Genomic DNA, 15406 nt, shown 5'->3' with positions numbered 1-15406 from the left:
TATGACGATAAAAGACTGGTTAGAGGGACTTTCCTATAAGCTGGTCCAGGGAAGCCTGGACGTGGAAGTAAATGAAGTTGTGTACGACTCCAGAAAGGCAGCTCCGGGCGCAGTGTTTGTCTGCATGAAGGGCACCAAGATTGATTCCCATGATTTCATTTATCAGGTGACGGAGGCAGGCGTAAAGGTGCTTGTGACCGAGCATCCGGTGGAAGCACCGGAAGGCGTGACCGTCGTGGAAACCGAAAACGGAAGAGAGGCGCTGGCTCTTTTATCGGCTGCCCGCTTTGGCTATCCATCACGGAAGCTGACTATGATCGGGGTGACCGGAACCAAGGGAAAGACCACCACCACCCATATGATCAAGACGATTTTAGAGACATCCGGCAAAAAGACCGGCATGATCGGAACCAACGGTGTTTATATCGGGAAAGAGCATTTTCCGACGGTGAATACCACACCGGAGTCTTACGATCTGCACCGCTATTTCGCAAAAATGGTGGAAGAGGGCTGTGAGTGCTGCGTGATGGAGGTTTCCTCCCAGGCCATGAAAATGCACCGTGTGGCCGGAATCCATTTTAACTATGGTCTGTTTACAAATATTTCCCCGGATCATATCGGAAAAGATGAGCATGCGGATTTTGCGGAATATTTGTATTATAAGAAACAGCTGTTTTACCAGTGCGACCGTGCCCTGATCAATGTAGATGACGAGCATATTGAGGAAATCGTAAAAGATATTCCGTGTCCGTGGACCGGCTTTGGCCTGAAGGCGGGCGCAGGCTTCCAGGCAGAGAATATCCACTATGTCTCCGAGCCGGATTTTGTAGGTGTGGAATTTGACATCAAGGGTGAGCACCAGATCCCGGTACGCGTCAGCATTCCGGGCAAATTCAATGTATACAATGCGCTGGCAGCTGCGGCCGTTACCCTTTGGGTAGGCGTACCGGCAGAAAAGCTGCAGCATGCTCTCGAGCATCTGAAGATCAATGGCCGTATGGAGATTGTATACACCTCTGAAAAGTGCTGTGTGATCGTGGATTACGCGCACAATGCAGTCAGCATGGAGAGTCTCCTGGCAACGCTGCGTGAATATCATCCGAAGCGCCTCGTTGTGGTATTTGGCTGCGGAGGAAACCGATCCAAAGACCGCCGTTACTCTATGGGAGAGATTGGCGGCCGCATGGCAGATCTGTCCATCATAACCGCAGATAACTCCCGCTTTGAAAAAGTCGAGGATATCATTGCGGATATCCGCGGCAGCATCGAGAAGACCGGTGGAAGCTTCCTGGAGATTCCGGACCGGAAAGAGGCCATTGCCTACAGCATCACACATGCAGAGCCGGGCGATATGATCGCTATCATCGGTAAGGGCCATGAGGATTATCAGGAAATTAACGGCGTGCGTTACCCGTTCCTGGACCGCGCCGTGGTGGAAGAGGTTGTGAAGAACCTGTAGAAAAGAAACAGAAAAGAGATCCGGAAATGGAAAATATAACGGTTAAAGATATCGTGGCTGCCACAGGCGGCCGGCTTCTGTGCGGCAATGCGGCCCAGAAGATCGAACATTTGAGCATTGATTCAAGAACCATGAAAGGAAATGACCTGTTTGTACCGCTGATCGGAGAAAAGGTGGATGCTCACCGCTTCATCGGGCAGGCATTCGATACAGGCGCAGCAGCGGTTCTTACTTCGGAGCATGAAAGCGCAGCGGATACAGAGCATGCGTGGATCCGGGTTGCAGATACCAAAAATGCGCTGCAGGATATCGGACGTTATTATCGCAGCCGGTTAAGCCTGCCGCTGGTAGGCATCACCGGAAGCGTGGGAAAGACGACTACCCGTGAGATGGTGGCGGCAGCACTTTCCGCAAAATATCAGGTGTATAAGACACCTGGCAACTCCAATAGCCAGGTAGGTGTGCCGATCACCCTGTCTGAGATTACTTCAGCCGATGAGATCGGTGTGCTGGAGCTTGGCATGAGCATGCCGGGGGAGCTGACAGTCATTGCAAAGATCGCGCAGGTGGATATGGCGGTAATCACCAATGTGGGAATTACGCACATTGAGCAGTTGGGAAGTCAGGATAATATCTATCATGAGAAACTGACGATTCAGGATGGTCTGAAAGAAGGCGGCATTCTCTTTTTAAATGGAGATGACCCACGCTTAAAGGAGACCAGAGCCAAGGACGGCTGCAGAACCGTATATTACGGAACCGGAGATAATTCCGAGTACCGTGCGGAGGATATCCGCAGCGAGGACGGATATCCGGTATTTACTGCAAACTGCCGCGGAGAAAAATATATGGTGCGCTTAAGCATCATGGGACGTCATAATGTACTCAATGCCATGGTGGCTCTGGCCGTGGCGGATCTGAGCGGAGTTCCGCTTTCCGGTGCAGTCAAGTGCCTGGCTGCTTTTACCGGTTTTCAGAACCGTCAGCAGGTCATGCAGAAGCATGGCATTACCGTCATTGATGACACTTACAATGCAAGCCCGGTTTCCATGAAGGCAGGACTGGAGGTTCTCGAGGCAACGGCAAAGGGACGCCGCATCGCAGTGCTTGCAGATATGAAGGAACTGGGGCCAGATTCTCCGAAGTTCCACTATGAGGTAGGAAGCTGGATGAAATCCCATCCGGTGGATATTTTGTTTACATACGGGGAACTGGCGGAGCAGATTGCCCGGGGCGCAAAGCGGGCCGGAATGAAGGCGGAGTATATCCATTTCGAAGAAAACCGTCGTGATGCGCTGGCGGAAGCAATCAGGGCAAAGCTGCAGCCGGGAGACTGTGTCCTTCTAAAGGGGTCAAACAGCATGAAACTCGGAGAAGTGGCTGCAAAGCTGCTGAAAGATTAAAACAGGCAACAGACAGGAGCAGATATGGCAGATCAGTATGCCAGCATCATTATAGATATTTCCCATGAAGACGTAGACCGGGTATTCCAGTACCGGATCCCGCCGGCACTTTTGCCGGAGATCCGGGTCGGGGTGCAGGTCTGCGTCCCTTTTGGTTCAGGAAACAGAACACGAAACGGCTATGTGGTGGAACTCACCGACCGACCGGATTATGATAAAGAGAAAATAAAAGAGATCATCAGCGTGACCGAAAAGAGCATCACCGCGGATACCCGGCTCATTGAGCTGGCCTGGTGGATGAAAGAGCAATATGGCTCTACCATGAATCAGGCGTTAAAGACGGTACTTCCGGTGAAGAAAAGGGTGAAGGCACGGAATAAAAAAATAGTGGAGACTGTGGCGGAGCAGGAAAACGATCCATCACAGTGCAGTCAGGAGGTTCTTCTGAATCCGGAGCAGCAGTCCATTGTGGATGATTTTATTACTGCCTATGACTCCGGAGACCACAGACCATGTCTCATCCATGGTGTCACAGGCAGCGGCAAGACAGAAGTCTACATGGCCCTGATCGACCATGTGCTGCTGCAGGGAAAGCAGGCCATTGTGCTGATCCCGGAGATTGCCCTGACCTATCAGACCGTGAGCCGCTTTTACAGCCGCTTTGGAAACCGCATCTGTGTCATGCATTCCAGGCTTTCCGCAGGAGAAAAGTGTGACCAGTTTGAGCGGGCCGCAAAAGGTGAGACGGATATTATGATCGGCGCACGGTCAGCGCTCTTTACTCCCTTTCCCAATCTGGGACTCATCATCATAGATGAGGAGCATGAGGGGGCATACAAGAGTGAGACCACGCCGCGTTATCATGCGCGGGAGGTGGCGGAAAAGCTGGCACAGCTAAGCGGCGCGGCCCTGGTGCTTGGTTCTGCAACACCGTCGGTGGAGGCGTATTTTAAGACAGAGGACAAAACCTACCGGCTGTTTACGCTCGCAAAACGCGCAAAGACCGGAAGTGAGATGGCGGCAGTGGAGGTCGTGGACCTGCGAAAAGAAATGGAAAACGGAAATAAATCCATATTCAGTGAGCGGCTCCAGGAGCTGATCCGGGACCGGCTGGAAAAAAAAGAGCAGGTCATGCTGTTTATTAACCGGCGCGGCTATTCCAGCTTTGTCTCCTGCAGAAGCTGCGGCGAGGCTGTGAAATGCCCTCACTGTGATGTCTCCCTGACGCTGCACAACCGCCAGCGGCTGGTGTGCCATTACTGCGGCTACCAGATCCCCATGCCAAAGCTGTGTCCGAATTGCGGATCTCCGTATCTTGCGGGTTTTGGTATTGGTACGCAGAAAATCGAGGAGATGGCGGCACAGATGTTTCCGGAGGCAAGGCTTTTACGGATGGACCTGGACACCACCTCGAAAAAAGGCGGTCATGAGAAAATCTTATCTGCTTTCGCAAAGGGCAGGGCAGACATTCTCATCGGCACCCAGATGATCGTAAAGGGGCATGACTTTCCGGGAGTGACCCTGGTAGGCGTTCTGGCAGCGGATGTATCTTTGTATGCGCCGGATTTCGAGGCGGCAGAGCGTACCTTTCAGCTTCTGGTCCAGGCGGCAGGGCGTGCCGGGCGGGGCAGGAAAGCTGGGATTGCGCTGATTCAGACCTATATGCCGGAGCATTACAGCATCCAGACGGCGGCAGCCCAGAACTATGCAGCCTTTTACCGTCAGGAGATGGGGTACCGGAAGCTGATGCATTATCCTCCGGTCTGCCATATGCTGTGTATGCAGGTAGCCGGAGAAGACGAGGAGCTTATGAGCCGGATCATGGACGCCATCGCGCAATCTGTACAGAAACATTTCGGAGAAACTGCCGAGATCATCGGTCCGGTTTTTGCTCCTGTATACAAAGTTCATGATATCTACAGAAAAATTTTATATATGAAACATGAAAACTATGATATACTAATAAAAATCCAGAAGTATGTCAAAATGCGCTGGGATGAAACAGAAAGCTGCAAAAAACTGACGCTGCAGTGCGATTTCACATAAATGCGATACAGAAAGGACAGAGATAAATGGCAATCAGACAGGTAAGAACCATCGGAGACGATATTTTAAGAAAGGAATGCAAACCGGTCAAAGAGATCACCCCGCGTATTGCGGAGCTCATTGAGGACATGTTTGAGACAATGTACGAGGCCAACGGTGTTGGTCTGGCAGCACCGCAGGTGGGTATCTTAAAGCAGATCGTGGTCATGGATGTGGATGACGGCAATCAGTATGTACTCATCAATCCGGAGATCATCGAGCAGAGCGGAAGCCAGACCGGTCAGGAGGGGTGCCTGAGTGTGCCTGGAAAGGCAGGCATGGTAACCCGCCCAAATCATGTGGTAGTACGTGCATACGATGAAAACATGGAGCAGTTTGAGTTAGAGGGAGAGGAACTGTTAGCCCGCTGCATCTGCCATGAGTGTGCGCATCTTCACGGTCAGCTTTATGTAGACCTGGTAGAGGGCGAACTGATGGATACGACTGTGGAACCGGAGGAAGAATAATTTATGAGAATCATATTTATGGGAACACCGGATTTTTCGGTGCCGACATTAGAAGCGCTGGTGGCTTCCGGGCATGAGGTTGTTGCAGTAGTCACTCAGCCGGATAAGCCAAAGGGCCGCGGAAAGGAGATCCATATGTCTCCGGTCAAGGAATGCGCCCTGCAGCATAACATCCCGGTTTACCAGCCGGTGCGTGCAAGAGATGAGGCGTTTGTGGAAGAAATGCGTGCATTAAACCCGGATGCCATGGTTGTGATCGCCTTTGGCCAGATCCTTCCAAAGTCCCTTTTGGATCTGCCGAAGTATGGCTGTGTGAACATTCATGCGTCCCTGCTGCCGAAGTACCGCGGAGCAGCACCGATCCAGTGGGCAGTCATTAACGGCGATAAGGAGACCGGCATTACTACCATGATGATGGATGTGGAGATGGATACCGGTGATATGCTCGAAAAAACGGTCGTAAAGCTGAATCCGGATGAAACCGGGGGAAGCCTTTTTGACCGGTTAAGTCTTCTGGGCGGCAGTCTGATCCTTTCTACGTTAGGCAAGCTGGAAAAGGGGGAGATTACCCCGCAGCCGCAGGATCATGAAAAGGCAACCTATGTAAAGAAAATTTCCAAATCCATGGGAGATATTGACTGGACCATGGATGCGGTTTCAATCGAACGTCTGGTGCGTGGCTTAAATCCGTGGCCGAGCGCGTTCACAAGATGGAATGGCAGAATGCTAAAGATCTGGGAGGCGAAGGTGCTTCCGGATCCGGCTGTGAAAGCCCCCTGCGGCAGCGTGATCAGTGCCGGTGAGGAGGGCCTGAAGATCCAGACCGGAAATGGCGTGTTATGTGTCACCAGCCTTCAGTTAGAAGGAAAGAAGCGGATGGATACCGCGGCATTTTTACGTGGATACCAGATCGAACCCGGCTGTATCATGGAAAGGAGTGAGTAGTCATGTACGGTGGCTATGGTTACTACGGGCTGGGCTACAGCCTGTTTGATCCGACAATGATCCTTGTTTATATCGGTGCCCTGTTATCACTGTGGGCATCATCCAAAGTGAACAGTACGTTCCAGCGCTATTCCCGTGTGCGCAGCATGACCGGGATGACCGGCGCGGAGGCAGCAAAACGCCTGCTGCAGTCCCAGGGCATCTACGACGTGACGGTCCGGCCGGTGCGGGGACAGCTTACTGATCACTATGATCCGCGGACGAAGACGGTCAATCTGTCGGAGTCTGTTTACGGCAGCACATCCATCGCAGCCGTTGGCGTGGCAGCCCATGAGTGCGGACATGCCATTCAGGACAATGTGGGGTATGCGCCGCTGCGCCTGCGTTCCGCTTTTGTGCCGATCGCAAACCTTGGCAGCAAAATTTCCCTGCCCCTCATCATCCTGGGCTTTTTTATCGGACTGACTCCGTTCATTGAGATTGGTATCTGGATGTTTGTGCTGGCTGTATTATTCCAGATCATCACCTTGCCGGTAGAGTTCAATGCTTCCTCCCGCGCGGTGCAGCTGGTGGACAGCCTTGGCATTCTCCGGGGGGACGAGGTAGATGGCACCCGGAAGGTGCTGGGTGCAGCAGCGCTCACCTATGTGGCAGCCGCGGCTGCTTCCATTTTACAGCTTGCGCGGCTGATCATCCTGTTTGGAGGACGCAGACGAAATGACTAAGCAGAGTGGCCCGACGAAGGAGCGGGAACTGATCCTGGATATTCTTATGGAGATCCTGGAAAACGGCGGTTACAGCCATGTAGTATTAAAAAAAGCACTGGATAAGCACCAGTATCTGGAAAAACAGAACCGTGCGTTTGTCACAAGAGTTGTGGAAGGAACGATCGAGTATCTTCTCACCATCGATGCAGTGATCGATCAGTGCTCCAAAATAAAAGTGAAGAAAATGAAACCGGTGATCCGCACCATTCTCCGTATGTCTGTGTACCAGATCTTACAGATGGACCGGATCCCGGACAGTGCAGTATGTGATGAGGCGGTGAAACTTGCGGTAAAACGGAAGTTCCACGGCCTGAAAGGTTTTGTGAACGGTGTACTGCGCACCATTTCCAGGGAAAAGGAAACTTTTGTTTTCACCGACTGGTCACGAAAGTATTCCATGCCGGACTGGATTATTGAACTGTGGAAACAGCAGTACCCGGCAGAGACTGTGGAGCGCATGATGCAGGCATTCTTAGAGGAACGCCCGACTTGCGTACGCTGTAACCTGGACCGGGCTTCCATGGAACAGATCCTCGCGAGTCTGGAACAGGATCGTGTCACCGTGCAGAGGAATCCGCTGGCAGAGCATGCCCTGCTTCTTTCCGGATACGATTATCTGGATGCCGTTAAGGCCTTTCGGGAAGGCTGGATCACAGTGCAGGATGTGAGTTCATCCTTTGTGGGAGAGGCGGCAGATCCGAAATCCGGAGACAGGGTTCTGGATGTGTGCGGAGCTCCCGGCGGAAAGAGTCTGCATATTGCGGATAAGCTCGCCGGAACCGGAGAGGTCCTTGTCCGCGATTTAACGGAGCAGAAGATCCTTCTGGTGGAGGATAACATCCGCCGGACCGGATTTACCAATATCCGGGCTGAGGTGTGGGACGCACTGGAGGAAGATCCGTCCTGGGATGAGCAGGCAGATATCGTAATCGCGGATCTCCCGTGCTCAGGGCTCGGCATCATCGGCAGGAAGCCGGATATCAAGTACCAGGTGACAAAGGAAGACCTGGAAGAACTGGCAGAACTCCAGCGGGACATTCTGTCTGTAGTCTGGAAATATGTTAAGCCGGGCGGAAAGCTGATCTACAGCACCTGTACCATCGATCATCTGGAGAATGAAGATCAGAGAAACTGGATTTTAGAAGCGCTTCCGTTTGAACCGCTGAGCCTGGAAGGAGCGTTTGGAAGCCAGGTGGCAGAAAAAACCATGAAAGACGGATATATTCAGCTTCTTCCGGGCAGATACCCATGCGATGGGTTCTTTATCTCCGCGTTCCGGAGAAAGGAGTAGCAGATTATTATGGAAAAGCTAGATATCAAATCCCTGACTCTGGAGGAGCTGACTGAGCTCATCCGGCAGATGGGAGATAAACCATTTCGGGCAAAACAGATTTACCAGTGGCTTCATCAGAAGCTGGTGACGGATTTTGATGAGATGAGTAATCTGTCCAAGCCGCTGCGCGAAAAATTAAAAGAACAGTTTACGCTGACTGCACTGTATCCGGCAGATGTGAAAATCTCCCAGATTGACGGCACCCGCAAATATCTGTTCCGTCTGGAGGACGGCAATGTCATTGAGAGTGTGTGGATGCAGTATCATCATGGCAACAGCGTTTGTATATCCTCTCAGGTAGGCTGCCGTATGGGCTGCCGCTTCTGTGCTTCTACGTTGGACGGTCTTGAGCGGAACCTGACAACGGCAGAGATGCTGGACCAGATTTACCGGATCCAGACGCTGACCGGGGAACGAGTTTCCAATATCGTGATCATGGGTTCCGGAGAACCGCTTGACAACTATGACAATGTGATCCGTTTTCTACGCATGATCTCAGATGAAAACGGGCTGAATATCAGCCAGAGAAATATTACGCTCTCAACCTGCGGTATCGTGCCGAATATCTTAAGGCTGGCAGAGGAGAATATCCAGATCACCCTGGCTTTGTCACTGCATGCACCGAATGACGAGGTGCGAAAGACTCTGATGCCGATCGCAAACCGCTATAGCTTAAAGGAAATCCTGCCGGCCTGCCAGACCTATTTCGAGAAGACCGGCCGCCGTCTGACCTTCGAGTACAGTCTGGTAAGTGGCGTCAATGATAACCTGGATGAGGCGAAGGCACTTACGTCCCTGCTCAAAAACATGCACGGTCATGTCAATCTGATCCCGGTCAATCCTATTAAAGAGCGGGATTACCGCCAGTCAGACCGGAAGGCGATCGAAGCGTTCAAGTCTTATCTGGAGAAGAACGGCATCAACGTGACGGTCCGCCGGGAAATGGGACGCGATATCAATGGCGCCTGCGGCCAGCTGAGAAAGAGCTTTCTGGAAGAGGAAAGCAAAGGAGGAATCTGAAGCATGGAGGCATATGCACTGACAGATGTAGGCCAGAAGCGGAGCATGAATCAGGATTCTGTTTACGCCTGCACAAAATCCATCGGATCCCTGGAGAATCTGTTTATTGTGGCGGATGGCATGGGCGGACATCAGGCGGGGGATTTTGCCTCCAACTTTGTGGTGGAAAATCTGGTCCGTTTTTTTGAAATGCCGTACCCGGAACGGGACGTTCATGGAATTTTAAAAGAGGGGATCCGGAAGGTAAACCGCGATCTTTATGAGTGTACCAGCCGGGATCCGAAGCTGAACGGAGCCGGAAGTACCCTGGTGTTGGCTACCATCAAGGGTAGCGTGCTTTATGTGGCAAATATCGGAGACAGCCGTCTTTATCTTCTGCGGGAAGCACTCGAACAGATCACAAAAGACCATTCCTATGTGGAAGAACTGGTTGCCATGGGAAAACTAAAGCGCGGCAGCCGAGATTATCTGGAAAAGAAAAATATCATCACCAGAGCTGTAGGTGTCAGCGCGCAGGTCGATACAGACCTGTTTGCGCTGAAACTAAAGAGTGGTGACCAGATCCTCATGTGCTCGGACGGGCTGAGCAATATGGTGGATGAACTGGAAATCGAATATATTATTCGTTCCGAGGATGGAGTAGAAAGCCGGGCAAAAGCCCTGGTGGATGCAGCAAACCGCAGCGGCGGACTGGATAACATTTCGGTTGTTCTTGTGGAACCGCAGATAAGTGAGGTGAGCTTATGATACTGAGACCCGGAACATTTTTGCAGGACCGCTATGAAATCCTGGAGCAGATCGGCTCAGGCGGCATGTCTGTGGTCTACAAGGCCAAATGTCATAAATTAAATCGTCTGGTGGCCATCAAGGTCCTGAAGGAAGAATTCTGCAACGACAGCAGCTTTGTCAGCAAGTTTAAGATGGAAGCCCAGTCTGCTGCCGGGCTTTCCCATCCGAACATTGTCAGTGTTTACGATGTTATCGATGAAGGAAAGCTTCATTACATAGTCATGGAGCTGATCGAGGGGATTACCCTGAAAAGCTATATCCAGAAGAAGGGGCGGCTGGAAATTAAAGAGACCATCGGCATTGCCATTCAGGTAGCACAGGGCATTGCGGCGGCACATGAGCAGCATATCATTCACCGGGATATCAAGCCGCAGAATATGATCATTTCCCGGGATGGCAAGGTGAAGGTGGCAGATTTCGGCATTGCAAGAGCAGTGTCGGCACAGACCATGACCTCCTCGGCCATGGGATCGGTCCATTATATTTCACCGGAGCAGGCCAGAGGCGGCTTCAGTGATGAGCGGAGTGACATATATTCCCTTGGAGTGACCATGTATGAGATGGTGACCGGACGTGTCCCCTTTGATGGAGACAATACGGTGGCCATTGCCCTGGCGCACCTGGAGGATGCTGTGGTGCCGCCCAGTGTTTACAATCCGGAGATTCCAATGAGTCTTGAACGGATCATACTGACCTGTATGGAGAAAAAACCGGAACGCCGTTACCGCAGTGCCCAGGAGGTGATCACAGATCTGCGGGCAGCACTGATCTGGCCGGCATCCGAGGGCGGAAACCGTCCGGCAGATGCCGAGGAACGTGCCTTAAATGGCGAAACGGTTCAGATCAGCAGTGAACAGCTGTCTCAGATCAAGCAGTTTCGGCGTCCGGAGCGCATGGAGCAGGAACACCGGGAAAATTATGACCGGGAGGCAAAAGCTGCCTGGGACGCTTATCAGGAAGAAAACAGTCAGGGAGAAGACAATCAGGAAGAACCGCTGCCAGCTCAGGGGAGAAAGTCGTCTAAACCTTACAGACCGCAGGCAAAACACCGGAAACGGAACGAGGAGGATGACCAGGCGAATCCGCATATTGAGCGGCTTTTGGCAGGTGCAGGTATTGTTGCTGCCATTGTGGTGGTAGCAGTGCTGATTGTGGTATTCTCAAAGCTCGGCGCTTTCTTTAAAGCGGGAAGCGGAATCCTGGGAAATTCCCAGACAGAAAGCAGCCAGGCAGAGGCCGGGGAACTGATCTTAAAGGATACGGAAGTCAACATGCCATCCGTACTGGGACTTTCTGAGAACATGGCAGAGAGTACCCTTAAGGAGCATTCTCTGACCATGAAACGAACCTATGAATATTTTGATGATGTTGAAAAAGGCATTGTGGCCAGACAGGATCCGGAGGCAGGAACTGTTGTGTTAAAGGGTGGCCAGGTGAATGTGGTGATCAGCAACGGCACCGACAAGCTGGAGCTGAGCAAGCTTGGCATCACGGATCTGGATCAGACTACCGCAGTCAGCTTTCTGGAGAGCAAAGGACTGAAGGTCCAGGTGGTGGAAGAGGAAAACGAGAACATCAAGGCAGGAACCGTCATGCGGTATGAGCCGGAGCTGGTGGCTGATGGTGGTACGGTCTATCTGTATGTCAGCAGTGGTCCGCATGTGGATAAGGTCCCGGCCCCCTATCTGGTAGGCAAGTCGGAGGAAGAGGCCATTGCGCTTCTGGCGGAGAATGATCTGATGCCAGGCAATACATCCACCCAGTCCAGCGATACGGTGGAAAAGGGCTCTGTCATCAGCCAGTCCGTGACATCCGGCACTCAGTTGGCAAAAGGAAGCAAGATCGATTATGTGGTCAGCAGCGGTCCGGAGGTGAAGCATCAGCGTTATGTAGCGTCCATCAATCAGGTATATGATTTAAGCAGCCTGATCGGACCGGGAGCCGGAAGCTCCAGTGTTACCATTCAGATCCGTCTGCACCAGGGAACTGCGGATAATCCGCATTACAAGATTCTGACCCAGTCTACTACCATCAAGGGCGACGTGCTCCTTCCGGTCAATTTCACAAGCATTGAGAGCATGGACGGGACGGATCAGGGAACCCTGGAAATTGTAGATGTGAATTCCGGCGCGGTCATTAAGACTTACCAGCTGACATTCTTCCCGATGGATTAAAAAGGATCATATATATGACAGGAAAAATCATTAAAGGAATCGCAGGCTTTTATTATATCCACGACGGACATGATAAGGTATATGCCTGCAAGGCAAAAGGAGTTTTCCGCAACCGGGGCATCAAGCCGGTCGTGGGAGACAACGTGGAATTTACGGTGCTGGACGAGACAGCCCTGGAGGGAAATATCGATAAGATACTTCCACGGAAAAATGTGCTGATACGTCCGGCATCGGCCAATGTGGACCAGGCACTGGTGGTTTTTGCAATTACCCAGCCGGATCCGAACTTTAACCTGCTGGACCGTTTTCTGATCATGATGCTAGTTCAGGATATTCCTGTGACCATCTGTTTTAATAAGACAGATCTGGAAAACGGGGCAAAGCAGCAGGAGTACAGAAGCATTTATGAGCAGGCCGGATATCCGGTCATGTTTGTCAGCACGTACGAGAAATCCGGTGTGGAGGCTGTGCGGGATTATCTGCGCGGGAAGACCACGATCCTGGCCGGTCCGTCCGGTGTGGGCAAATCGTCCCTGACCAATCTTCTTCAGCCGGAGGCAGCGATGGAGACCGGAAGCATCAGCGAGAAGATTAAGCGCGGGAAACATACCACCCGTCACGCGGAGCTTTTCTGTGTGGAGGAGGATACGTATCTCATGGATACACCGGGATTTTCTTCTATGTATCTGGAAGAGATCGAACCGCAGGAACTGAAAGATTATTTCCCGGAATTTGAGGCTTATGAGGCGGAATGCAGATTCCAGAGGGACTGCGTCCATATCGGGGAGCCGGTGTGCGGCGTGAAAGCGGCACTGGCTGAAGGAAAGATCAGTCAAAGCCGGTACGACAATTATGGGCTGCTATACCAGGAACTGAAGAACCGCAGAAAATATTAAGAGAGAATCAAGGAGTAACACATCATGTACATTTTAGCACCATCCATTCTTGCAGCAGACTTTGGAAATTTGAGAAAGGAAATTCAGACTGTGTCCGAGGCAGGCGCCCAGTACATCCACATTGATGTGATGGACGGTATGTTTGTGCCGAGCATTTCCTTTGGCATGCCGGTCATTCAAAGTGTCCGTTCCTGTACGGACAAGGTTTTTGACGTTCATATGATGGTGGAGGAGCCGGGACGCTATGCGGCTGATCTGAAAGCAGCAGGTGCAGATCTCCTCTGTGTACACCAGGAAGCTTGCCGTCACTTAGACCGCACCATCAACCAGATCAAAGAACTTGGCATGAAGGTGGGGGTGGCCTTAAATCCGGCTACTCCGGTGGAAACCCTTTCCTGTGTCCTCGATCAGGTGGACATGATTCTTCTTATGTCCGTGAATCCGGGATTTGGAGGGCAGAAGTTTATTCCCTATACCCTAGATAAGATCAGAAAGCTGCGTGCTATGTTAAATGAACGCGGCCTGCAGACCGATATTCAGGTAGACGGCGGTGTGGGTCTTGGCAATGTCCGGGAACTGATGGATGCAGGAGCTAATGTCTTTGTGGCAGGCAGTGCAGTGTATAAGAACGATGCAGCGGCTAATGTAAAGGCATTTTTAGAAATCTTTCATGAGGAAGCAAACAAATGAGAAGATGTCTGATCATAACGGGCGGAAAGCTGGACCTGGCTTTCGCCCGCTCCTTTTTGGAGAAAGAAACATTTGATAAGATCATTGCAGTGGATGGCGGTCTGAAAGCCGTGAAAGAACTGGGGCTGGTGCCGGACTATATTGTCGGGGACTTTGATTCTGTATCAAACGAGATACGGGAAGAATTCCGCCAGTACCCGTTTATTGTATGGGAGCAGCATAAGCCGGAGAAGAATGAGACAGACACAGAGCTTGCAAGAAACCGGGCTCTGACCCTTTCCTGTGATGAAATCGTGTTCCTGGGTGCTACCGGTGGCCGTATTGACCATATGATCGGCAACATCCATGCACTGAAAACCTGTATAGAGCGGGGAATTGCCGCTTATATCGTGGATGCGCAGAATCGTCTGAGCCTGCTGGATGGTGCCCGTACCTTTTCCAGGGAGACGCAGTGGGGAAAATATGTTTCTTTTGCTCCCTACACGGAAGAGGTGACCGGAATTACACTGACCGGATTTAAGTATCCGCTCAAGGATAAGACCATTTACCGTGGTGAAGAAGTGGGGCTTTGTATCAGCAATGAGATCGCGGAGGATACCGCTGCAATTACCCTGGAAGAGGGCATTCTGATCTGTATCGAATCCCACGATTAAACTGGACTGGCTAAAAATATTAAAACTGGCTATTAATATCATTCCACTTGCGTGATATGATAAGCGGCATACAAAGACTGCCTGAAAAATCTGAGGCGGTCCTGTGTCCTACAAAAGCAGCAAGGAGAATGATTATGAAAAACAGAGAAAACGACAAAGTATACAAGCTGGTGCTTACAGCGCTGATGGCGGCCCTGTGTTATGTGGCCTTTACATTCTTAAAAATTCCGATCCCGACTCCGGGCGGTGATACTACGGCACTGCATATCGGCAATGCATTCTGTGTTCTCGCAGCCCTGCTTCTTGGCGGCGGCTACGGTGGTGTGGCAGGTTCCCTGGGGATGACCATTGCGGATCTTCTGGATCCGGTGTATATCACCAGTGCTCCGAAAACCTTCATCCTGAAGCTCTGCATCGGTCTGATCGCAGGTTTTGTAGCACATAAGATCGCACACATCACAGAGGATCATGACAGCAGATATATCATGAAGTGGTCGCTGATCGCATCCGTTGCAGGCCTGGGCTTCAACGTTGTTATGGATCCGATCGTCGGATATTTCTACAAGAACTATATTCTTGGTGTAGAATCCTCCGCAGCAAAGATCATGGCAACCTGGGCAGCAGGAGCAACCCTGGTCAATGCGATTGTCGGAACCATTGTAGTTGTAGTGGTGTATATGGCAGTGCGACCGGTATTGAAAAAAGCAGGACTATTCATGAAAATC

The 15406-nt window shown here is 51.5% G+C and carries 14 protein-coding genes; all 14 read left to right on the top strand.

The window, feature by feature from the left end; all coding sequences use genetic code 11:
* The first annotated feature begins 1 nt into the window (after position 1).
* The gene (locus DW819_RS09485; protein WP_118733082.1) at positions 2–1459 is read left to right on the top strand and encodes a UDP-N-acetylmuramoyl-L-alanyl-D-glutamate--2,6-diaminopimelate ligase; all 1458 of its coding nucleotides are present in this window, start codon (positions 2–4) and stop codon (positions 1457–1459) included.
* 26 nt (positions 1460–1485) lie between these two features.
* The gene (gene murF / locus DW819_RS09480; protein ID WP_118733081.1) at positions 1486–2862 is read left to right on the top strand and encodes a UDP-N-acetylmuramoyl-tripeptide--D-alanyl-D-alanine ligase; all 1377 of its coding nucleotides are present in this window, start codon (positions 1486–1488) and stop codon (positions 2860–2862) included.
* A 24-nt stretch (positions 2863–2886) separates the two neighbouring features.
* The gene (priA, locus tag DW819_RS09475; protein ID WP_118733080.1) at positions 2887–4908 is read left to right on the top strand and encodes a primosomal protein N'; all 2022 of its coding nucleotides are present in this window, start codon (positions 2887–2889) and stop codon (positions 4906–4908) included.
* A 26-nt stretch (positions 4909–4934) separates the two neighbouring features.
* The gene (def, locus tag DW819_RS09470; RefSeq protein WP_118733079.1) at positions 4935–5414 is read left to right on the top strand and encodes a peptide deformylase; all 480 of its coding nucleotides are present in this window, start codon (positions 4935–4937) and stop codon (positions 5412–5414) included.
* Between the two features lie 3 nt (positions 5415–5417).
* Positions 5418–6359, top strand: a complete 942-nt coding sequence (fmt, locus tag DW819_RS09465) for a methionyl-tRNA formyltransferase (protein ID WP_118733078.1) — start codon at positions 5418–5420, stop codon at positions 6357–6359.
* 2 nt (positions 6360–6361) lie between these two features.
* Positions 6362–7084: a zinc metallopeptidase gene (locus DW819_RS09460; protein ID WP_118733077.1), complete on the top strand. Its 723-nt coding sequence runs from the start codon at positions 6362–6364 to the stop codon at positions 7082–7084.
* On the top strand, positions 7077–8417 hold the full coding sequence (gene rsmB / locus DW819_RS09455; protein WP_118733076.1) for a 16S rRNA (cytosine(967)-C(5))-methyltransferase RsmB: 1341 nt from the start codon (positions 7077–7079) through the stop codon (positions 8415–8417). The genes DW819_RS09460 and rsmB overlap by 8 nt, the downstream gene beginning before the upstream one ends.
* A gap of 9 nt (positions 8418–8426) precedes the next feature.
* Positions 8427–9479 carry a 23S rRNA (adenine(2503)-C(2))-methyltransferase RlmN gene (rlmN, locus tag DW819_RS09450; RefSeq protein WP_118733075.1) on the top strand — a complete coding sequence of 351 codons (1053 nt, stop codon included), beginning with the start codon at positions 8427–8429 and terminating at the stop codon, positions 9477–9479.
* A 3-nt stretch (positions 9480–9482) separates the two neighbouring features.
* Positions 9483–10226 (top strand): Stp1/IreP family PP2C-type Ser/Thr phosphatase, encoded by a 744-nt coding sequence (locus tag DW819_RS09445; protein ID WP_118733074.1) that lies wholly within the window; start codon positions 9483–9485, stop codon positions 10224–10226.
* Complete coding sequence (gene pknB / locus DW819_RS09440) at positions 10223–12442, top strand: Stk1 family PASTA domain-containing Ser/Thr kinase (RefSeq protein WP_118733073.1); 2220 nt, start codon at positions 10223–10225, stop codon at positions 12440–12442. Before DW819_RS09445 ends, pknB begins: the two co-directional genes overlap by 4 nt.
* Before the next feature lie 14 nt (positions 12443–12456).
* Positions 12457–13338 (top strand): ribosome small subunit-dependent GTPase A, encoded by an 882-nt coding sequence (gene rsgA, locus DW819_RS09435; protein WP_118733072.1) that lies wholly within the window; start codon positions 12457–12459, stop codon positions 13336–13338.
* Between the two features lie 24 nt (positions 13339–13362).
* Complete coding sequence (gene rpe / locus DW819_RS09430) at positions 13363–14028, top strand: ribulose-phosphate 3-epimerase (RefSeq protein WP_118733071.1); 666 nt, start codon at positions 13363–13365, stop codon at positions 14026–14028.
* Positions 14025–14681: a thiamine diphosphokinase gene (locus DW819_RS09425; protein ID WP_118733070.1), complete on the top strand. Its 657-nt coding sequence runs from the start codon at positions 14025–14027 to the stop codon at positions 14679–14681. The genes rpe and DW819_RS09425 overlap by 4 nt, the downstream gene beginning before the upstream one ends.
* A gap of 134 nt (positions 14682–14815) precedes the next feature.
* The coding region (locus DW819_RS09420; protein ID WP_118733136.1) for an ECF transporter S component at positions 14816–15406 on the top strand (591 nt) is incomplete at its 3' end.

It is taken from the genome of Clostridium sp. AM33-3 (assembly GCF_003480315.1).
Classification (GTDB): Bacteria; Bacillota; Clostridia; order Lachnospirales; family Lachnospiraceae; genus Brotaphodocola.
The sequence above is the reverse complement of the archived record's forward strand: the minus strand, read 5'-3'. Positions and strand labels throughout refer to the sequence as shown.